We start from the raw sequence: 20,678 nt of genomic DNA on the forward strand, positions 1-20,678 counted from the left end.
TGGAGCTTGTACTCTAATTTTTTATACCGTAGTTTATTTACACAATATTCGGCATTTTGGCTGGTTTCTAAGTATAAAACATCTGTTAAGGTAAAGATCTCATACAAGGCAGTTATGAGATTACACTTAACTTACATCTTTGAAGTTGGATTCTTGGCATGGAGGCGATAATGCTGAATCTGCGAAAAGTGATGGGAAGACTTAACTTCTCTATCCAAGTCACCGTTGTCTCCGTGTTTATTTTTGCCACATTACTGACGGCTGTTGTGGCGCTTTCATTGCAATATCATTTCTCATTTTCACTGGCCAAGGACAATGTTGAGCAGAGCTTTCGTCATTTTGGCGCTGAAGTCGGTCGCTCGTTAAAGCAGCTGGATCGTGATGCTTCAAGTACCGTAAAAATTCTGGCTAAACAGGAACAAGCGACTGCACTCGCTGAGGTAGCCCCTAATCGCTTACCGTTATTTGCCGAGTTTATGCGGGCTAACCCGATGTTTTACGCCATCTACATGGGCTTTGATGATGGTGATATGTACGAAGTGATCAATCTCGACAGTTCACCGCAAATCCGCATCATGTATAACGCCGACATGCAGGACCGCTGGATATTGCTGACGGTATCCGACGTTAATGGTCAACGTTTGCGCCAGTTAGCTTTTATGGACGACGAATTTAACGTACGCCATCGCCGTAATGAAGTGTCCAGCTACATGGCCAATAAACGCTTGTGGTATCAACAAGCCAAACAAGGCGCGGTGAGTAAGACCGAACCCTATCTCTTTCAACACTTACAAGCGCCAGGGCAAACATATTCATTAAAGTCGGACAACGGCAAAACGGTGTTTGCGGTGGATATTGCCTTGTCGTCAGTGCTGCAATATTTCTCCGACAAAATGCAGGATAAGGACACCAAAGCCTTTATCTTTCAACCCTCTGGCAATCTGATCGCGGCAGTCAATGGTAATAGTCGCAGTGCGCCAATGCCGAAGATGGCACCGTTAGATTGGACGGTGAGTCAGCGAGAAGTGTTGTCGCGCTACCCTTGGCTAAAAGTCTCCAACGAGCGCAACTGGTCGCCTATCGACTTCACTATTTATGGCGACCCGAAAGGTTACAGTATTGATTTTCTTAAGCTGTTATCTGACGCGACCGGGATTCAGTTTAACTATGTTAATGGTGTGGGCTGGCAATCGTTGCTGAGCTTATTTAATCAGCATGACATCGATATGCTGCAATCGATTAATAAGAGCGATACCAATATTGAGCTGGGTGTTTTTTCCAAGCCGTATCTCGATCTGCCTTATGTGTTAGTCACTAATGAACAGCAACCTGAGCTGTATAACATTGCCTCTCTGTATGGCAAAACCATCGCCATTCCGCGAGGCTGGACCATTATTCATTATCTGCAGCGTGCCTATCCGCAAATCAATATCAAAGAGGTGGACTCCACACAGGGCGTGCTTAAAGCGGTAGTGAACGGCGAAGTTTATGGCGGCATTGATTCCGAAGCGGTGTTGAAATATGAGGCGGCAAACTACTTTATCAGCGGTTTGAAATATCATCCTCAACTCGACTTAAGCCAAATTGGTGTCCCTAGCGAGTTGCATCTTGTACTGCAGAAAGGTGATGAGGAGTTGTTGCCCATTATCAATCAGGCGATTGACGCGGTGAATGAGCGTTACAAAAGCTTGTTAACTGAGCGCTGGTTGTCGGGTCAGTGGCAGCAATCAAGCTCAACCACGGTTCCTTATGCAGGGCTAATAGATCTCGCCGCTGCGCCGGCAAAATTAGATAGTCTGCAGCAACTAACGGAGCAAGGAGAGGATTTCTTTGTTTACGTTACCCCAGTTGACCATAGCGATACCTACACCCATTTTCTGGCGGTGTTACTACCGCGGAACGAGCTGTTGTCGGCAGCGATCCATCGTATTGCGTTATCGCTTGGGATTACCATTGCAGTGCTGTTGATCCTGAGTCCCGCCTCTTGGTTATTTTCGGCGCCTATCGTCTCGCCGATTAAACGCTTGGCGCAGGAAAACGAAAAAATCAAACAACGTCAATATGATAAGCTGGATATTCCGCGCAGTAGCATCACTGAAATTCATAGCTTGGGTCAGTCAATGCTGGAGATGTCTCATTCTATTGAACAACATGAGCAGAGCCAGCAAGAGCTGTTAGATGCCTTTATTCAGTTGATTGCACAGGCGATTGACTATAAGTCTCCCTACACCGCAGGTCACTGCTTACGGGTGCCGGAGTTAGCGTTGATGTTGGTGCGACGTGCCAATGCGACGAACGAGGCGCCATTTGCTGATTTTCATTTTGAATCAGAATCCGAGTGGCGAGAATTTAAAGTCGGTGCCTGGCTGCATGACTGTGGCAAAATCACTACGCCGGAGCATATTGTCGATAAAGGCTCCAAGCTAGAGATGATTTATAACCGTATCCATGAAGTGCGAATGCGCTTTGAGGTGCTGTTGCGTGATGCGGAAATTGACTATCTGCAACAAGTGGCAAAACATCCGCAAAAGCAGGCTGAGTTCGCGCATCAGCGAGAAGTAAAACGGGCGCAGATCATGGAGGATTTTGCCTTTGTCGCCAAAACTAATGTCGGCGGTGAACTGCTGAGTGATGAAGATAAAGCGCGTTTGCGGCAGATTAGTCAACAGCAATGGACACGGTATTTGAGTGATCGTCTAGGATTAGGGCCATTAGAGGAACGCTGCTATGACGAATTATCGGCAGAAGAACAGTTACCGGTGAAAGAACCGTTACTCGCCGATAAGCCGATCCATAAGGTGCCGCGTTATCATAGTGTGGATTATCCTGAGCATCTGGGCATCAAAATGGATGTACCGGCGTTGTTGTACAACCACGGTGAATTACACAATCTGATGATTGAACGGGGCACGCTCACCGCCGAAGATCGCTTTAAGATTAATGAGCATATTGTCAGTACCATTCAAATGCTTGATACCTTGCCATTCCCGGCAGATATGGCCAAAGTGCCCAGATATGCGTCAACGCATCACGAGACCTTGGATGGCCGTGGCTATCCGCGGAGGTTAACCGCAGAATCTTTGTCTATCCCTGAGCGTATTATGGTGCTGGCGGATATTTTTGAAGCCCTCACCGCCAGTGACCGCCCATACAAAAAGGCCAAACCGGTCAGCGTGTCGATTAAGATCCTGTACCAGATGGTTCAGCAGGGGCATGTGGATGCCGATGTGTTCAAGTTATTTTTAAGTTCTGGTATTTACTTGGAATATGCCCGGCGTTATCTGGATGATGCGCAGATTGATGTGGTCGACATTGAGGCTTACATGGATGCCGAATGGCAAAAGCCGGACCAAGCCAATTAGCTAGCAGCGAAAACCCGCAATAACTGCGGGTTAATTATTGTGGGTTTTCGGCATAAGCTAGGGCGATAAGCCAAAGCTAGGAGTTAATGAATGGATGCGCTGTTTCATTACATTCAGGCAATAAATGCGCACGACAGTGGTGCACTGATAAGCGAAAGTCAGGTCAGTCACGAACACAGTGAAGATGAGTGGAGCGCGATGGTGCGCACCACTCAGACGGTACGTTTTGCTAATGGGGCTGTGGTGCAAAAAATTCAGGAAACTGAGCAAGCAGTTTCACCAAATCCTGACGTGGTTTGCGCCGATTGTTGGCTAAGTTATGAGGTGTTGTCCGATCCTGATGAGGGGCAGATTCGCCCGCGACAAAAGCAGTTCTCGAATCTGTGTCAGCAGGCATTCTGGTTGAAGGTCCAAGCGGCGCAGTTTTGTTAGAGACAACTCCGGAGGGCGCTCATGCACGCTTGGGGAATGAGTTCGTTCATTCACTGGCAATACTGATTGAAGCATTTAAATCCGCACAAAACCGCAGTTAGGTTTATCTGCCTCTTTCTGTCTGAACGCTTGGCGGAGTTAGGTAGTTGATGAGTAACGCGATTGTGAGAGGAGCTTTAGCTTTGCTCCCCTCACTGATTCACGCAAGTGTTAGAACTTATACGCGACTGACAACTTAATGTTACGACCTGGCTCATAGTCATCTAACTGCAGAATGCCAAATACTGGGTGGTTAGCTATGCCAGTACGAGATGCATGCGATACATACAGTTTGTCGAACAGATTCTCGATACCAAGGGTCACGTTCAACTTGTAATTAAATGCCGCTGGTTCCCACACCGCCGAAACATTATGCAGTTGATAACCTGCTTTAGTGTCTTCGGCGAAGGTTTTCTGCCAATGCCAACGCAGTTCGAGATCCTGTGAGGTGACAAAGTACTTCAGGGTCACGCTGGCGCTGTCACCAACTTCACGCTCCAGTGGTTCGCCACCAGTAACGCCAGTGTTATGCACTTTTGAATCTGAGCTGGCGTAGGTGACTAAGGTTGAGAATTCATCCAACGCATAAAAGGCACTGGCTTCATAGCCATGTATCTTCACCTTGCCGATGTTTTGATCCCACTCCATACAGTTGCGACCAGTGCAGTCGTCTAATGGATAATCAACCGCTTCTATATAATCATCAATTTGGGTTTCAAAGGCGGTAAATGCCAGTTTGACCTCATCCGCGCCGAGAATATCGGCGGCGTTATAGCGAATTCCCGCTTCGTTGTTGCGGCCGGTTTCTGGATCTAAATCCGGGTTACGGACTTTGCCCGCTTGCTCGTTACTGAAGATTTCTCCCGGTTGTGGTCCTTTGAACAGTTCAGTGGTACTGGCGTGAATGGTCCAGTCGTCATTGATGGCATATTGCGCTGCCAGTGCAGTTTGCCAGTTACTCCAGCTTTGCTCTTCAGGCATTGCTGCAGAGGATTTACTGTAGTGGTTGAAACGCACTCCCGGTGTCAGTGTTAGGCCGTTGCCAAAGTCGATGGTATTTTCAACGAAAAGACCTAAATCATCGGCTTGTTCATGGCCGCGAGTCATGTCATCACCGCTACCAGATTCGCTGTCGTTTTCCGACTTAAGCCATTTCACACCGTAGGTGAATTGATGACTGATGGACGCTGTTTTCAGCGCGCTGTTGGCAATCAAGGTTAAGCCGGTGTTTTCTGAGGTGCCTGAGGTTTCATCACCTTCGTAGTTACGCCATAGATCTGAGGTGTTGCGGTACAGATCTGCACGCAGATTCAGTGCCGCACCGTAATCTAGCTCATAGTGAGCGCTCACAGTGTCGCGGTCATAGTGAGTGTCATACAAGGGCACATCGCCGCCACCAATGGCAGTGTTGGTACGTACTCCCATATCAGGACGGGCGGTATAATCACCGTGGTTACGATAAGTATCGTATTTTACTGCCAGACGTTGGTGGTCGTTGATATCCCAGCCCAATTTGGCCATCGCGTTGCTAATGGTGCCATCGCTGCCCAACACTTTGATGCCATCACCATCTTTGAAGTTATTGCGGTTTTGCGTGGTGCCATAAGCCAGAAGATCTAAGCTGTCAGTGAGTTGTCCATAACCAGTGAATGACAGATATTCACTGTTGTTGCTGTTGTAGCCGACTAAGATTCGGCCACCAAATTGGTTTTGTCCGTCAAGCAGGTCGCGTGCCGATTTCGTGCGAAATTCCAAAGCGCCACCCAAACCTGAGTGCACTACTGAGTTGGAACCTACTTGAATATCTACCGACTCTAAAATATCCGGGTTGATATTCAGGTTGCCCATATGGTGAAACATACTGTTATTTTGTGAGGCACCGTCGATCATAATTTCCAGATCGGTATCATCCAAACCGCGCACGTTAATACGTTGGTTTAGCGAGTGCGTTCCGCCCACATCAACCCCTGGTATTTCTCTTAACAAATCACTCAAATGATCTGCTTGCTTGGAAGCAATGGCTTCATCATCGACATAAACAGAAGAGCTGGTGACTTTGGTGCCCCACACTTGTAGCCGTTCTACATCATCATCGGCCCATGCAGTGTGAGTCAGAGTTGAAGCAATAAGACATGCTAAGTAGCGCTTTTTCAAAGTGTTATCCCCAGAAAATGGCAATGTGCCGAAAAAATAGTCCAGTAACAAAACCGGTAAATGTAAGCATTTGTTAATCAAGTGAGGGCGATTCTATAGTGGCAAAAATGCACTGGCAAATGATAAGTATTATTATTTGCGTTAGATCAAAGTATTTAACATTTGTATGAATTGTTACGTGACTGAATAACCGAAAGTGAGTGGTGAGTCTTGTGGCTAAATGGGGGCTAGACTAACGGTCAGACGCTAGATTCATTAGCAAAGGTTGGTGACTCATATCGAGGATAAAATAGAAATATTTTCTTCAACTAAGTAGATTTAGAGGTTATTTTAATTGCAATCGCCTTATTCAGTGTTTGTTGCGTATGAAGCTAGATAAAATCGATAAAACCCTACTCAGGTTGTTGCAGCAGGATGCCACGATTTCGCTCAATGAGTTGGCCGAACAGGTAAACCTCACTACGACGCCATGCTGGAAACGCTTAAAGCGCATGGAAGATGAGGGAATTATCAGTAAACGGGTGGCGCTGTTAGACCCAGAAAAGCTGGGTTTGGAGCTTACTGCTTTTGTGTTGGTGGTCACCAATAACCACTCCCATGAGTGGTATCAACGCTTTGTGACGAAAGTGAGTGATTTTGCTGAGGTGATGGAATTCTATCGTATGGCTGGCGAGTACGACTATATGATGAAGGTACAAGTAGCTGATATGAAAAGCTTTGATGATTTTTATAAGAAGCTGGTTAACAATGTTGATGGGATTTCTAAGGTCACCTCGACGTTCGCCATGGAGCCGTTAAAGTACTCCACAGCGTTACCGGTCTGAGCGTCGTTACTGCGCCTTTTTTACCATAATATCGAGGATTTGCTGGTCGATATGGGTCATGGCGCCATTGGCCAGCGCCGACAGATTACGGATGGAGCCATCGACATCATCGGCGACAATCCCTTCCTCTCCCGTTACGCAAATATTATCAATCGCCATCAAGCTGGACTTCATTGCGGCGCCAGCTGCCGACGACACTTTCATTGCGCAGGCATTTTTCGCACCGTCGCAGATGACACCTGCTACATCACCAATCATGCTGCTGACCGCAAAGCTGATTTGCTGATAGCTGCCTCCTAGCAAATAGGTGATGCCCGCCGCAGAGCCCATCGCTGCGGTGGTCACTGCACACAATGCAGATAGCTTATGCTGGTGGTGCTTAATATAGATTGCCAAGAGATGCGACAGCATTAAGGCGCGAATAAGTTGCTCATGTGAAGCCTTAAGATATTCTGCCGCTACAACGACTGGCATAGTTGCGGCGATGCCTTGATTGCCTGAACCGGAGTTACTCATAGCGGGCAACATGGCGCCGCCCATGCGAGCGTCGGATGCGGCAGCCGAACGACTAATCACATCGGTTAACAGCCCGCCGGTTAGCAGACCACGATCTACGTGACGCTTCAGGGTTGCACCAACTTGTAAGCCATAATCTGCACTCAATCCCTCTTTTGATAAGGCTTCGTTTAAGATTTTACTCTGTTCGATAAAAGCAATGTCCGCTAATGGCACTTGCGTGGCGAATTGATAGATATCTTCTACGCTGACACTGGCCGGTAATTTACTGCTAGCGGCAATCGGTGTGACATTGGTTGCAGCTTCTGCGAGAAAGGTGGTGATGCCGTTTTCTTCAATCGACACTATCTTGGTATGGTCATCGGCAATTGTGACGCGCACTGAATGCCCTTCGGCAAATAAGGTCACTTGGGCGAGTAACACGCGCTGGGTATCAGCGACGGAGACTTTAACTTTTCCTTGTTCTATTAATGCCTTGGCCTGCAATAGTTGGCGCTCATTCAAACTGTGAAAAACTTCTAAGCCAGCATCCGCATCGCCACCAAAAGCGCCGGCAGCGGCCGCAATCGCCAGACCATTCATCCCTGTTCCCGGCACTTTTACGCCCATACCGTTTTTCATCAGATTGGGTGACACCTGCACTTGTACACTGTGGGGCACGCTTCCCAGTTTTTGCCGCGCTGTTGCCGCCGCAAGCCCAACCGAGACGGGTTCAGTACAACCCAGAGCCGGGATTACTTCAGCTTTTACAGTTGCGATAAAGGTGTTCCATAAAGCGGTGTGCATGATTGTTGTCGCCATCATCCAAATTATTGGTATTTAAGATAGCGCGGAAGAAGGAGAATTAAATTGCCATATTTTCTAATGATACGTGGTTTATAAGTGAATATTTTCTACAGAAATAGATATTTATGATGATTAATTTCTACACTTTGCATGATTGTTTACTGATGCCGGTCATAAACCATGTTGTGGTTAAAAAACGGTCTGATATTTGGCGAGATGCGAAGCTGTTACCTAAACTCCTTTTACAGCAGGGAAAACACGGAATGTTGGGGCTTAGATGCGTATTCACTCAATCAGAATCAAGATGATCCTTCCAATTGCCTTTCTGGCACTGATATTAATCGCGTTGTTCAGCTTTATGGTGATCATGAGTTTAGTGCAGTCCAATGCGATGAAACGGCAGGCTGAAAATTACTTTGAAGCGATTGCGGTTGTATTAAATGCCGATAGAGATATTTACCAAGCGCGTATTGCGCAAGAGCGGCTGATTAACGGCGAGGGCGCTCGTGACGCCAATCAGCAAGACTTTGATGATAATGCTGATCAGGTTTACCAGCGTTTTCATAAGTATCTCGACTACCTCGCGGACGAGCCAGAGGTTACAGCACCTTTTGCCAATTTCAACACGCTTTATCATGAGTGGCTGCAAGCGAGTGCCAAGGTGATGGATAGCGCTCATGTGTCGGTGAAATTGACGCAGGAATTACAGGCAGGGGATGACGAATTCCAGCAAATCCGCAATATGCTCGATAAAGCGGGTGAATCCCTACGTACCCATACCCAGGATGTCGAAAAAGATAAAACAGCGGACATATCGCAATATGTTGAAGCGATGGCCGAGGTATTAAATGCCGATCGCGATATCTATCAGGCGCGCTTAGCTCTGCAAAAGTTAGTGCATCACGTGGGTGATTTTGAGCAAAATCAGACGTTTTTCGATGAGAATGCTAAACAGGTACTGCAGCGTTTTCATAACTATCGCAGTTATCTTATTCGTGAACCGGCGCTGGTGGCGCCCTATGACGGCTTCGACACCTTATATAACCAGTGGTATCAAAAATGTCAGGCGCTGCTTGCTTCTCCTCAAGCAAGAACACAGCAGAGTTTACCGGCGGATTTACATACCATGGAGACCAAGTTCGCGGCGATTCGCGGCGTGTTGGATAAGGCGGGCGAAGCCGCCAGAGAGCATGCGCGGGTGATGAAAGATGAGGTACACAAGAATGTGGCCTACTATCAAAACGTAGCGATGGTGATTATCTGTGTAGCGTTTATTTTGGCACTTATTGTTGGCTATTTAGTACCGCTAAAATTGACTCGTGAGGTAGAACATATCACTCAGCGGATTAAAGAAATCGCGGCTGGTGATGGTGACTTAACCCAACGAATTGGTAGTAAAGGCAAAGACGAGTTGGGTGATTTGGCGCGCGAGTTTGACGGTTTTGTGGAACATTTACGTTGCATTGTCGGCAACATACAACAAAACTCCTCTGCGCTTGGGGGAACCACCTTTGAGCTCAATAAAGTATCGGTGCAGGCGGGGCAGATCATTTCTGGGTTAGTGCAGGCATCGGAAGCGATTGTCAGTGCGGGCAGCGAAATGAATATGTCCAATCAACATATGGCGGAGCTGGCGAAAAGTACTGCTGATGAAACCAATAATTCGAGTCTGTTAACGCAAAACGGGGTCAAAGCCGTGACCACCTCAAATCGCGCCATTGATAGTCTGGTACAAGATATTGAAGTGGCGTTGGAGCGCGCTAACGTGCTGGAACAGAGTTCAGCCGCTATTGCTTCCGTGCTGGAAGTTATTCGTAAAATAGCGGAACAAACCAATCTATTAGCATTAAATGCGGCAATTGAGGCGGCGCGGGCCGGCGAACAGGGCCGAGGTTTTGCAGTGGTCGCCGATGAAGTTCGGGTATTAGCAACGCGGACTCAAAGCAGTACAGATGAAATTGAAACCATGATTGAACGGCTGAAAACAAGTGTGACCGAAGCAGCACAAGCGATTCGAAACAGCAGAAATAACGCTAATACCACCGTGGCCAATTTTGAAGAGGTGATGCGCATCTTTGACTGTCTTAGTGAGTCGTTTGATAAGGTGCAGGAGATGGCCGCACAAACCGCGCAGGCGACTCAGGAGCAATCCACAGTTGCCAACCATATCAATCAAAATCTGGTGGCGCTAAAGGAACAAACAGACGGTGTGAATGAGATGGCCGAACAAGTGCAGCAGCAATCGGTACAGATTTCCGATCTTTATCAGGCCCTTAATCGGCAGGTGGACAGTTTTAAGAGTTAGCGCAATAGGGGGACGTTTGAACGCTCTCTTGTTGGTATTTACACAGGAATGTATCTTGCTCTTTCAGGGGGCGGTGCCTCAATGACTGGTGGAGATGGTGTCGGTACTAGAATCGTTAGATAAAGGCGATGAGTCGCGCGCCAAATCCATTTTATGTAACTCTATCAACACTCGCCTCGTGATTATGGAGGCTGCAGCAGTGCAACTTAGTGAAGCCCAACGCATGGAGCTGGATAGTTTAAAAATGTCAGTATTTGGGGGCGAGAAAAAACAACAACAACTCGCGAACCAAGTTGCGAGCCTATGCCCTAGAGTTGTAGCGCAATAAGCTCTAAGCTTAGTGGAATTAGATGATTGATTGCTGGATCTATTGATGGCGTGTGATGCCTGCTTTAGCGACGTGTTTAAACAGAAAATTGGCCGCTGCAAAACCTGTATGTGGCAACTGACCGTTTTGTCACTGATAGGATGGCCGACGTGGTTTTATCTGTTTGCCGATACGCCTAAATCGGTTAACTCCATTGCCTTATTTTTCTTTTGTTGTGCTTTTTCGGGCTTGTTGCTGTTGCATCTGATTGTCCTGTGCTGGCGTAAGCTAACAGGACGTCAGTAGCCTTATTGCTTAACATGTTATGCGCCAGAGTTTATCCTGATTTACTCATCAAGATATTGATTATTCATTATTTTCACCAAAGTAAACTTTCGCGAAGATCTTGACCTTGTGACCTCATTGCGACAGAGTCAGGCGCTGGCTCTTTTGCTTTCGTCGTCATACAAGGAATCGTGTTTTGTCTCGTAAATGGACGTTATTACTCGCCGCGATGGTGGTTGTTGTCATTGTTTTGCTATTGCTGCTATCCACATCCCATCAGCCAAGTTCTCAGCAGATAACGCCTGTCGCGCCGCAACAGTTTGCTGTAAAAAATGGTGCTGCTACGGCGGCAGGCCGTTCAATCCCAACAGCGTCGCCACCGGACCCGCATAATTTTGCTGATTGTCGACGCCTGACAAAAGACAAAGATAAAGCCGAAAATACCTGGCTGTGGGAAAATTATGAACAGTGGGATCGCTATTTAGCGCAAGGCTATTCACTGGATGAGATTACCCAAGCGATTGATTACCTAGGCAATTCAAATTTTGCAGAAGAATTTCGAATCAAGCAGTTACGCAAACATAGCCAACTTACTCAAGATAATCTCAGCATTCAAAAAACGTTTGAAGACAATGCGCCTGACGATGTTTTGCAAGGTGCAAAAGCGCTGGGATTTAAACTTCAACGTAAGATACCAGTGCCCGATTTAGCGGAATTTATGGCGCTCGATGACGCAGAAAAAGCAAAACGACCTATGCCTCAACAGGTTTCCATTGACGATGTCGCTTACTTCCTTATTGATATAGAAACGAAGGAAGCGGATATTCAGCGGTTGCTGACTCATCTGGAAAATCCCGCCGCCACTGTTGGCTATGACAAAATTGCCACTACGTCGTTGTTGGATTATGCCATCTATGGCAACCGTGCTGGCATTGTTAAACAGTTGCTCGATGCGGGCGTTCAACCGAGTAATGATCGTTATTTAGGTTCATCACAAGAGTGGGCATTGATCAATTTAAGTGACCATATATTCGATGACAAAACTCAGGTTACGGTGGCAGTCGACATTGTTAATATGCTACTGCCCTATGACTTAGGCGCGCGCTTTTCGGCGCAGGATGACAAGAATATTGAGGGCTACATTCCGCGAAATTACTTTCGTTTTGAGCCACCACAAGTGCGTCAGCTAATGCAGGATTATGGCCTTGATTTAATGGAAATTCCTCAGCGAGATGCTATTGCTCTTGATGTTAAGCATCGTCAATCGCCGCTTATTACCGAACTTTCCCGGCAACGAGCTGAGTATCTTAATCAGCAATTCGGTATTGATGATTCGCCGGTGTTTTTCCAGCACTGCCACGATACGTTGGCCGAGGTGCGGCAACGCTGGCAGGTAGCGAGTGCACCAGAGCAACTTAAGCAACTACAGCAGCAATACCCTGATGCACCCGATTTATTAATGCAGCAAGCGGCCAAGATCGATCCGTTATTAGTTGATTGGTATCGCCAGCAAACGATTAATAGTTTTCCGCAGCGCTTTGTACCTGAAAGTGATGCAATTTTTGCCCCGCTAAATCGAGATGATGATATCGATGCTGCTATTAAATTGGCCGAGCAACACCAGCTCAGTGATGTTCAGAAAAATAATCTATTTTTTCAGATGTTAGGCTATGACGGGCGCTATTACCGCAAGTTGGCAAATAGTGCTTTGTATACCGTAGATGTGCCGTATTACATCCTTACCCAACATAATCTGTCTCCGCTTAAGGTGCAGCGCTTAGAGGAAGGTGGGGCAGATTTAGCGAATAAAGACGATCATGGTAAAACCTTAGTTTACTATGCAGCGCTGCAACACAATGTCGCACTGTTGAACTATCTACAGCAGCAGGGTTATCCGTTTGATCTCGACGAGGACAATGGTGAAGACCCACTCCATGCGGTGCTATTTCCTGAGCGATACCAATTTTCTGCAGAACATCTGCTGGAAATGGTCGACATTTTGATGCGCTATCAGCCCACAATTGATGAATTTCATCTCAGACGCATGGCGTTACTTAAGTTGCTGTATCCGTTGCTTTATCAGCAGTTAAGTCATCACTATCCGCAATTAAGCGTGACAGATGATATGGCGTTACCAAGCGTCAAACCTAACTAGTTTTTGCTAACGAATAAGCCCCAAAGCCATCGCCGCTTATGGGGCTGAGTTTATTATCCGAGCAACCTAGTTTATTTGATGGGTAAGTAGATATCGGTTTGTAAGTCGCACTCGTCTACTTCGTGAATAAAGTTGAGCCAGTGAAAGAAACAAGGAAAGTCGCGTAACTCCTCACCACTTTCAGGCAACCAGTCACGGTAAAGCGCGTAGACACTATCACTTAAATTATCGTGACTGCCTAAGTGGCGTAGCACCGCAAAACGGCCGCCGGGAATTTCACCATTTTGTACCCCAAACGTGTTGGCTGGTACTGGAGTGTTAATGGTGCCCGCGATATCCACGCGAAACTCCTCTGCTGGCACGGTATTGGGATCCGCAAACGGAATACCAAAGGTATCGCTACTGGCAATTGGGGATAAGCCAGTAGCCTTACGCCATTCAATAAATTTTCCGGCGGTTTCCAATACTCGTTGTGGATCGCCAAGATGGGTGAGATAGGCAATTTGTTGTGTTGGTTTTTCAACGATTTTGACTTGCATCGAATGAGCTCCTGTCGTGACATTGGGTAATTGAAATACTTGATGCCATTGAGGCCAGTCAGCGTTACTGCGGAACTCCGAAGGCGTTTGTCCAAGGGTTTTCTTAAACGTGCGGGCAAAGGCTTCAGGACTGCTAAAGCCAGCATTCAGTGCAATATCAATAATTTTCAACGGCTCAAATGCGAGCTGATACGAGGCGCGCTTGAGCTTTGCGAGCTGAATATAGCGCGTCATGCTGACGCCAATATAGGCGACAAACAGACGGTGAAAATGAAACCGCGAACAGGCGGCAATATTGCTCAGTTGTACTGGCGTTAATTCATCGTCTAAGTGACGTTGAATAAACTCACAAACTCGGGCAATACGTTGAAATTGAACTGACATTTGCTGACTCCTCAATAGCTGCCAGCAGTTTGGCAGCGTTTGAGATTGAAAGCCTGACTGAAATTGCCATCTTGCTTATCGCCCCTAAAGATGACATTTGTCTGCTTTTATGGGCGATTACTTAACGTCACAGCCAGCGATGACGATAGAAGAACCACAGTTGCACGCCCACAATCAGCATTAGTCCACCGCAAAATGCGGCAAATGCCCAAGGTGTCTCGGCGCCAGGAATCCCCGCAATATTGACCCCGAGTAAACCAGTTAAAAAGCCTAACGGCAGGAAGATAGCGCTAATCAATGACAAGAAATAGAGACGCTGATTGACGGCTTCTGATTGATGGTTTTGCAACTCTTCTTGGGCGACCGTTGCACGTTCGCGCACTGAGTCGAGATCTTCAATTCCGCGTACTAAGGTGTCGTTGATCTCGTTGAAATTGAGCCGTTGATGTTCATCAAACAACCCTGCTGAGTCGGTCAGCAGCTTACTAAATGCTTCGCGCTGTGGCGCTAAGTAGCGTCTTACTACCACGGTTTGGCGTCTGAGTTCGGCAATGTCGGTGCGTAAGTCGCGGCGGTCACCATCCAGCAGCCGTTCTTCTAGCTCATCGAGGCGTTCTTCAAGCTGATCAATAAAAGTGACGTTCCGTTCCGTCAGACGTTCGGTAATCCCCAGCAAGAAACCGCCACTATTGACGGGTCCAGCACCGTTAATAATGTCTTCTACCAAGCTTTTTACTGAGAGAAGATCGCGACTGCTAGTCGTAATGATGCGGTGATTGGAGACATAGATGCGAATTGACACCATGTCTTCAGGATCCGCACCAGGATTGAGATTAATACCACGTAGTGCCAGCAGCAAACCATCACCAGAGCGCAGCACCCGAGGGCGTGTATCTTGCGCCAGCAGAGCTTCTGTTTCCAGCATCGTTAAGCCACTTTCCTGTTCTAGCCATTGTTCAGTAGCAGGATGCTTGTAGTTGAAGTGTAGCCACACCAATCCTTGTGGCGCTGGGCTTAATGCTTCGGCTTTGGACAGTTGTAGTGGGGCGCCTGCGCCATTAAGTTGCAGTGCGCTAACTAATCCGTCTGGCATCTTGTTATCTCCTAAGTTGCAGAGCCCTCACGCTAACCCAATCTGCCATTATTGAGAAGAGAAGATTGTTTCGCTAAGGCATTCTTGTCCGAGCTGGATTAAAATAGAAATAACAGTATAAGACGCGAGAAACTCCATGGAATATGAATTTAGACGGGATATGTTGAGTGGGGCCCCATGGGCGAGTTTCAGCATGGAACACCAGATAATGGGGCAATGGTTTTCCGAAGAGTTGGGTAACGATAATGCGCTGTGTCAGCAAGTCAAAGGTGTGATTGATCAGTTGCAGCAACGTAAGCTAAATGATTGGCAGTTGGTTGGTGGTGATTTGACCTTACAGATGGACACCGAGCAGGTACGTATTTACGCCCATGTGATGGACTTTGATAACGACGCGGAGATTGAAGACAACATGGCGTTGTATGATGCTGAATCTGAAGCTTACTGTGGTCTTGAAGACTTTGAGCAAGTGTTAGATAGCTGGCAGCGCTTTATTGCTGAACGTTAATTGGGGATAAGAACAGCCAAACAGCGGGGCTCTTTGGCTGCGAATAGATGTCATCGCGCAACGTTAAGCGATAACTCGGTTACCACTCAACGATTTAAATATCTTACCGCCATTTCGGTGCGCGACTTGGCTTCCGCTTTACGCAATAAGTTTTTCACGTGTACTTTCACCGTGCCTTCACTGATATGTAGCACGTCTGAAATCATTCTATTACTCAGGCCTTCAGCAAGATGCTGCAAAATCTGCAACTCTCTTGGGGTTAATGCGTCAATCCACTCATTCTCGTCAGTGGTGGTTGCTAGTTCATCGACATATTCCGCGATCTCAGCGCTCACCACAGTGCTACCAGACATTGCTTGTTTAAGCTGACTGAGCAGTAAATCAGGCTCTGTATCCTTGAGCAGATAGCCGTCGGCGCCGGCTTTTAAAAGACGTACTACATCTTGCTTGGCGTCAGATACGGTAAGAATGATGATTTTACAGGTAACATCCTCTTGGCGCAGCGCGTTCAGGGTATCGAGACCGGACATTCCTTTCATATTGAGGTCCAGCAGTACGATATCGGGTTCATCTTCTGCGAGAGCAGATAGCGCATCGATACCACTACCTGCTTCACCAAACAAACTGAAGCTATCGTCAGATTCCAATAGCTGACAGATCCCCCGTCTGAGTAGCGGATGATCATCGACCACCAATACAGAATAAACCTCAGCCATTGTCTTGCTCCTGTTGCGGAGGAAACACCAGCGTTACGGTTGCGCCGCCGGACTCATTCCCTGAAAAACTGACTTCACCAGCTAAGCGACTCGCGCGCTCATGCATAATGCTGATACCGAAGTGTTGTTCGCGTTCTTTAATATGGTCTAAGCCAATACCATCATCGCAAATGCGTATCACGGCCATGTTATCAGCATTTTTTTCACATGACACTTTGATATGTTGCGCCTTTGCGTGCTTGATCGCATTAAGTGTGGCTTCACGAGTAAGTTGAAGAATATGAATATGTTGGTGAGCCGCCAACAGATGAGATGGCAGACGATAATCGAGCGAGATCTCAGCGTCAGTTTGTGGTCGTAACAGCTCTAACATGGCCTCTAAGGCATGGCCTAAGCTGGGCTCTTTGACGGTTAGTCTAAAGGTAGAGAGCAACTCTCGAAGTTGAGCATAGGCGGTGTTAACACCACTGTTGATTTCGCTTAGCTGACGCTCAACCTTGTCGGTGCGGCACTGTTCATCAAGCGCTTTTCCAAGCAGATTGATCTGAATTTTGAGGAAGGAGAGTAACTGGCCAAGTGAGTCATGCAGTTCTCTGGCGATAACCGCACGCTCCTCTAATAACGCAAGTTGCTGCCGTTCTTCAGACGCGTTATGAATGATGATGGAACGGGCTAACATCAATGCAAAATTTTGGAACAGATTACTATTGAGTGTGGCGTCTGAAATGATTTCCAAATAGCCCAAGCGCTGCTGTTCAAAGGTTACCGGATAGCAGGTACTGCTTGCGCCTTCGGGCCAATCATCAGTGGCGGATACCATATCCATCTCTTCGCCATCTTGTTGGATTACTAAGCGCAAATAGTGTAGATGTTCATAATCTTTTAACTGCATCAGTGCCTTACGCAGTAAATCAAAGTTGAGTTGACCTGAGTTGAGCATTATCAGGTTGTCATAGAGAAAGCTCAGCTCCTTGTTTGCCTGTGTTAGCGCCTGCGTTTTCTCTTTGACCTGTGACTCGAGCTTGCCATATAGGCTAGCAAGTTGTGTGACGGTTGAACGTAATGCCCCGGAAAGGGCGCTCAACTCTTCATATTCGGAATTGGGGATCGACACATCAAAACGACCCTGCGCAATAATGTGGGCCGACTCCATCATCTGTCCTAATGGTTGAGCCACTTTGCGGCGCATAAAGCGTACGGTAAAGAAGGCGATGAATAGCATCAGGCTCAAACCTACGGCTTGAGAAATGACTAAAATTCTGAGTTTAAATGCCGCGTGTTGCTCCATCTCCGACACCAGCTTATCAATGGTATCGACAAACCCTTTTACAGCTGCGGCATAGCTGCGTGAATTTTCTGCTTTAGCATAGGATTTCATTGTTTGCCAATTTTTGATCACTAACTGGTACTGCTGTTTTAGTGCTGCTGGTGATGACCAATCCATCGAGTGTTTCAGCGCGTCTGAATATAGCGTGTTCTCGAATTCTTTGATTTTTTCGTCAGTAGCATCACTGCCGCTATTGGCATAGAACAGCAGGCGGTAGCTTTGCATCCTCAATGAACCAGAGGCATTAATTGCGCGGGCATCGCCCAGGCTATAAGACAGGTTCACGATAGAAAAAGTCGCCAAACCGCTGGATAACAAAATTAACAGCATCATCATGCCGAGAATGGTGGCTGTCAGACTTCCTTTTTTCATGGTAAGCGCCTTTGAAGAGTCTCGGTTAGCGGTATCTAGCTGAAGATAATATAAATATTTGCTTCAAGAAGGGAAATAAAATCCCTACACAGAGTGCTGATTAATATTAGTTTCATTAGTGTAAGTTAAAGTTACTTAACATAAATTTAAAACTGTGAGGTACATCGCGCGCGTAATTTGATCTTACGCAAGTTTGGCGGCGGATATTCCCTAAGAGGTATATATCGGCCCTATGTAAAGGACTACTTTTCGTCGTGAAAGTCGTGCTAATGCAACGCAACAACGAAAATAACACGGAGATGAGATGGTGAAAAACTTCAGCAGAAAATCTATCGCCGCTAGCATGCTGATGGCTGCCACAGTGATGGCTGCCAGCGCATTCGCCAGTGACAAAACTGAACCGCGTAGCCAAGTCTACAAAGATAAATTTAAACCTCAATATGCTTCTTGGCACGACACTGCCGAAAGCAAAGACAACACAGATTTGCTCGCAGCCGATCCTAACCTTGTCGTGTTATGGGCAGGATATGGTTTTGCCAAAGACTACAATGCACCTCGTGGTCATATGTATGCAGTAAGTGATGTTCGTGGCACATTGCGTACCGGTGCCCCACGTTCTAATCAAGATGGTCCAATGCCAATGGCTTGCTGGAGCTGTAAGAGTCCGGATGTACCACGTGTGATTGAAGAGCAGGGTGAAGACGGCTACTTCACTGGCAAATGGTATAAAGGTGGTAGCGAAATCACCAATACCATCGGCTGTTCAGACTGCCACGAGCAAGGCAGTTCTAAACTGCGTTTGAGTCGTCCATTTGCAGAGCGCGCCTTTGAAACCATCGGCCAACCGTTTGATAAAGCAACACGTAACCAAAAGCAATCTATGGTGTGCTCACAGTGTCACGTTGAGTATTACTTTGAGAAAGTCGACGGTCGTAAGGGCTTTGTGAAATTCCCTTGGGATAATGGTACCTCGGTTGAGGCCATGGAAAGCTACTACGATAACCTGAACTTTGCTGACTGGACGCATAAAATCTCAAAAACACCAATGCTGAAAGCACAGCATCCTGGCTATGAAACATGGTCAAGTGGTGTACACGGTGCTAACAATGTGTCTTGTGTCGACTGCCATATGCCGAAAGTTACCAATGATAAAGGCCGTAAATACACAGATCATAAAGTGGGTAACCCATTTGACCGCTTTGAGGAGACCTGTGCTCGCTGCCATACCCAAAGCAAAGAGTTTATGGTCGGTCAGTACGAAAAAGGCAAAGCAAAAGTTAAAGAGCTGAAAGCTGCTGCAGAAACCCAGTTAGTACACGCTCACTTTGAAGCTGGGGCTGCGTGGCAAGCTGGTGCTACCGAAGCGGAAATGAAGCCAATTCTGATGGATATCCGTCACGCGCAATGGCGCTGGGATTACTCTATCGCTTCTCACGGCGTATATGCACACAACCCAACTGAAGCGCTGCGCATTTTGGGAACTGCAGTTGATAAAGCAGCTTCTGCTCGTATCAAACTGGCACAGTTGCTGGCGGCTAAAGGTGTTGCACAGCCAGTAGCGATTCCAGACATTTCTACCAAAGCAAAAGCTCAGGCGGTTGTGGGATTGGACATGGATAAACTGAATGCAGATAAAGAAGCATTCAAGAAAGAAGTGTTACCAGTGTGGGATGCTGAAGCGAAAAAACGCGAAGCAACTTACTAATTCCTGAAGTATTGTGAAATCAAAAGCCTTCGTTCGCGAAGGCTTTTTTTATTGGTCGCGATGAGCATCGGCTATTTAATGAGCGTTAATAACTTTTTAAAACGCTCTCCGCTGGCAATGTGCTGCAACTCAAACAGCAATGACTCAGTTTGGGTCAACTGTGCACCTTGAGCTTGCATCATTTTTATGGCGATTTTCTTGTTTTCTAGGTCGCGGCTGTCGATTGCATCAAGAACTACATGTACATCAAAGCCTTGTGCTAAAAAATCAGTACACGTCTGATAAACACAGATATGCGCCTCAATTCCAGCAAGAATCACCTGTTTTCGTCCCCAATCTTGCAGGGTTTGGCGACAGGTTTCATTTTGCCAACCGCTGAAATGCTGCTTGATGATCGGGTGATGCTGCTCGGCCAATACCGTACGTAACTCCTCACTGGTGGCACCGAGTTTATCTGGCAACTGTTCGAGCCATATCAGAGGAATATCAAACAATTGTAAACCTTTTATCAAGGTAAGAAGGCGTTGGTGTAGTCGTTCAGACTCTGACATTAATCGCGCCAATTTTCCCTGAACATCCACCAGAACAAAGACGCAGTCATTACTGTTTATCACGGTGCTCTCCATAAGTGTGACGGACTTCAATACTAGGACATATTTTTTGAGAACGACAACGGTGCAGCTCATGCACAGGAGTTGTGTCAAAATGGTGCAATTTTCTTCACCTTGTTTCCTATTGGTGCAAAAGATTCGCTCCAAAATGGTGTGTTATGCGCTAACTCTTTGTAAAACAAAAAATTAACATTTTGGCCTGATGCTTGAATTAAAAGTTTCAACAACACTACTTACAAAAGGCGATTTGGAGGTCTG

The 20,678-nt window shown here is 46.8% G+C and carries 16 protein-coding genes; 9 read left to right on the forward strand and 7 right to left on the reverse strand.

From position 1 onward, the window contains the following. Window positions 1-170: 170 nt before the first annotated feature. Entirely contained in the window at window positions 171-3,362 is a 3,192-nt protein-coding gene (locus tag HR45_RS01955) for an HD domain-containing phosphohydrolase (protein WP_052074420.1), read from the forward strand. Between the two features lie 90 nt (window positions 3,363-3,452). Continuing rightward, window positions 3,453-3,794 (forward strand): hypothetical protein, encoded by a 342-nt coding sequence (locus HR45_RS01960; RefSeq protein WP_037439150.1) that lies wholly within the window; start codon window positions 3,453-3,455, stop codon window positions 3,792-3,794. Between the two features lie 210 nt (window positions 3,795-4,004). On the opposite strand, the gene HR45_RS01965 is transcribed toward HR45_RS01960, so the two are convergent. Beyond that, a complete protein-coding gene (locus tag HR45_RS01965; RefSeq protein WP_037439431.1) occupies window positions 4,005-5,987 on the reverse strand; it encodes a TonB-dependent receptor domain-containing protein in 1,983 nt (660 codons plus the stop codon). 365 nt (window positions 5,988-6,352) lie between these two features. Between HR45_RS01965 and HR45_RS01970 the strand changes: the two genes are divergently transcribed. Beyond that, a complete protein-coding gene (locus HR45_RS01970; RefSeq protein WP_037439152.1) occupies window positions 6,353-6,811 on the forward strand; it encodes an Lrp/AsnC family transcriptional regulator in 459 nt (152 codons plus the stop codon). 6 nt (window positions 6,812-6,817) lie between these two features. On the opposite strand, the gene HR45_RS01975 is transcribed toward HR45_RS01970, so the two are convergent. Further along, window positions 6,818-8,113: an L-cysteine desulfidase family protein gene (locus HR45_RS01975; protein WP_037439153.1), complete on the reverse strand. Its 1,296-nt coding sequence runs from the start codon at window positions 8,111-8,113 to the stop codon at window positions 6,818-6,820. A 304-nt stretch (window positions 8,114-8,417) separates the two neighbouring features. Here HR45_RS01975 and HR45_RS01980 point away from each other — a divergent pair, with 304 nt between their 5' ends. The 4 genes from HR45_RS01980 to HR45_RS01995 all read left to right on the forward strand — a co-directional run bounded on the left by HR45_RS01980 (window position 8,418) and on the right by HR45_RS01995 (window position 13,165). Beyond that, window positions 8,418-10,418 (forward strand): methyl-accepting chemotaxis protein, encoded by a 2,001-nt coding sequence (locus HR45_RS01980; protein WP_037439155.1) that lies wholly within the window; start codon window positions 8,418-8,420, stop codon window positions 10,416-10,418. A gap of 94 nt (window positions 10,419-10,512) precedes the next feature. After that, a complete protein-coding gene (locus HR45_RS01985; RefSeq protein ID WP_037439157.1) occupies window positions 10,513-10,746 on the forward strand; it encodes a hypothetical protein in 234 nt (77 codons plus the stop codon). Between the two features lie 45 nt (window positions 10,747-10,791). Beyond that, window positions 10,792-11,031, forward strand: coding sequence for a DUF3624 domain-containing protein (locus HR45_RS01990; RefSeq protein ID WP_037439159.1), 240 nt, complete (start codon window positions 10,792-10,794; stop codon window positions 11,029-11,031). 175 nt (window positions 11,032-11,206) lie between these two features. Further along, window positions 11,207-13,165, forward strand: a complete 1,959-nt coding sequence (locus HR45_RS01995) for an ankyrin repeat domain-containing protein (protein WP_037439161.1) — start codon at window positions 11,207-11,209, stop codon at window positions 13,163-13,165. Window positions 13,166-13,236: 71 nt separating this feature from the next. Here HR45_RS01995 and HR45_RS02000 read toward each other — a convergent pair whose 3' ends face one another. Both HR45_RS02000 and HR45_RS02005 read right to left on the reverse strand, forming a co-directional pair. Beyond that, window positions 13,237-14,088: an AraC family transcriptional regulator gene (locus HR45_RS02000; RefSeq protein WP_037439163.1), complete on the reverse strand. Its 852-nt coding sequence runs from the start codon at window positions 14,086-14,088 to the stop codon at window positions 13,237-13,239. Between the two features lie 127 nt (window positions 14,089-14,215). Next, window positions 14,216-15,181 (reverse strand): zinc transporter ZntB, encoded by a 966-nt coding sequence (locus HR45_RS02005; protein ID WP_037439165.1) that lies wholly within the window; start codon window positions 15,179-15,181, stop codon window positions 14,216-14,218. Window positions 15,182-15,317: 136 nt separating this feature from the next. On the opposite strand from HR45_RS02005, the gene HR45_RS02010 reads away from it, so the two are divergent. Continuing rightward, entirely contained in the window at window positions 15,318-15,689 is a 372-nt protein-coding gene (locus HR45_RS02010; protein WP_037439167.1) for a YacL family protein, read from the forward strand. An 86-nt stretch (window positions 15,690-15,775) separates the two neighbouring features. Here the strand turns inward: HR45_RS02010 and HR45_RS02015 are convergent, their stop codons facing one another. Next, window positions 15,776-16,405, reverse strand: a complete 630-nt coding sequence (locus tag HR45_RS02015; protein ID WP_037439169.1) for a response regulator — start codon at window positions 16,403-16,405, stop codon at window positions 15,776-15,778. After that, window positions 16,398-18,104, reverse strand: coding sequence for a nitrate/nitrite two-component system sensor histidine kinase NarQ (gene narQ, locus HR45_RS02020; protein WP_037439171.1), 1,707 nt, complete (start codon window positions 18,102-18,104; stop codon window positions 16,398-16,400). Before narQ ends, HR45_RS02015 begins: the two co-directional genes overlap by 8 nt. A gap of 304 nt (window positions 18,105-18,408) precedes the next feature. Here narQ and nrfA point away from each other — a divergent pair, with 304 nt between their 5' ends. Beyond that, window positions 18,409-19,809, forward strand: a complete 1,401-nt coding sequence (gene nrfA / locus HR45_RS02025; RefSeq protein WP_037439172.1) for an ammonia-forming nitrite reductase cytochrome c552 subunit — start codon at window positions 18,409-18,411, stop codon at window positions 19,807-19,809. Window positions 19,810-19,880: 71 nt separating this feature from the next. Here the strand turns inward: nrfA and HR45_RS02030 are convergent, their stop codons facing one another. Then, complete coding sequence (locus HR45_RS02030) at window positions 19,881-20,423, reverse strand: hydrolase (protein ID WP_037439173.1); 543 nt, start codon at window positions 20,421-20,423, stop codon at window positions 19,881-19,883. Between the last annotated feature and the right edge of the window lie 255 nt (window positions 20,424-20,678).

It is taken from the genome of Shewanella mangrovi, assembly GCF_000753795.1.
In the GTDB taxonomy this organism is placed as follows: Bacteria; Pseudomonadota; Gammaproteobacteria; order Enterobacterales; family Shewanellaceae; genus Shewanella; species Shewanella mangrovi.

Bases quoted from the DNA above. Each gene is read 5' to 3' on its own strand.
- HR45_RS01955 (WP_052074420.1), top strand. From the start codon at position 171: ATGCTGAATCTGCGAAAAGTGATGGGAAGACTTAACTTCTCTATCCAA.
- HR45_RS01960 (WP_037439150.1), top strand. From the start codon at position 3,453: ATGGATGCGCTGTTTCATTACATTCAGGCAATAAATGCGCACGACAGT.
- HR45_RS01970 (WP_037439152.1), top strand. From the start codon at position 6,353: ATGAAGCTAGATAAAATCGATAAAACCCTACTCAGGTTGTTGCAGCAG.
- HR45_RS01975 (WP_037439153.1), bottom strand. From the start codon at position 8,113: ATGCACACCGCTTTATGGAACACCTTTATCGCAACTGTAAAAGCTGAA.
- HR45_RS01980 (WP_037439155.1), top strand. From the start codon at position 8,418: ATGATCCTTCCAATTGCCTTTCTGGCACTGATATTAATCGCGTTGTTC.
- HR45_RS01985 (WP_037439157.1), top strand. From the start codon at position 10,513: ATGGTGTCGGTACTAGAATCGTTAGATAAAGGCGATGAGTCGCGCGCC.
- HR45_RS01990 (WP_037439159.1), top strand. From the start codon at position 10,792: ATGGCGTGTGATGCCTGCTTTAGCGACGTGTTTAAACAGAAAATTGGC.
- HR45_RS02000 (WP_037439163.1), bottom strand. From the start codon at position 14,088: ATGTCAGTTCAATTTCAACGTATTGCCCGAGTTTGTGAGTTTATTCAA.
- HR45_RS02005 (WP_037439165.1), bottom strand. From the start codon at position 15,181: ATGCCAGACGGATTAGTTAGCGCACTGCAACTTAATGGCGCAGGCGCC.
- HR45_RS02010 (WP_037439167.1), top strand. From the start codon at position 15,318: ATGGAATATGAATTTAGACGGGATATGTTGAGTGGGGCCCCATGGGCG.
- HR45_RS02015 (WP_037439169.1), bottom strand. From the start codon at position 16,405: ATGGCTGAGGTTTATTCTGTATTGGTGGTCGATGATCATCCGCTACTC.
- narQ (WP_037439171.1), bottom strand. From the start codon at position 18,104: ATGAAAAAAGGAAGTCTGACAGCCACCATTCTCGGCATGATGATGCTG.
- nrfA (WP_037439172.1), top strand. From the start codon at position 18,409: ATGGTGAAAAACTTCAGCAGAAAATCTATCGCCGCTAGCATGCTGATG.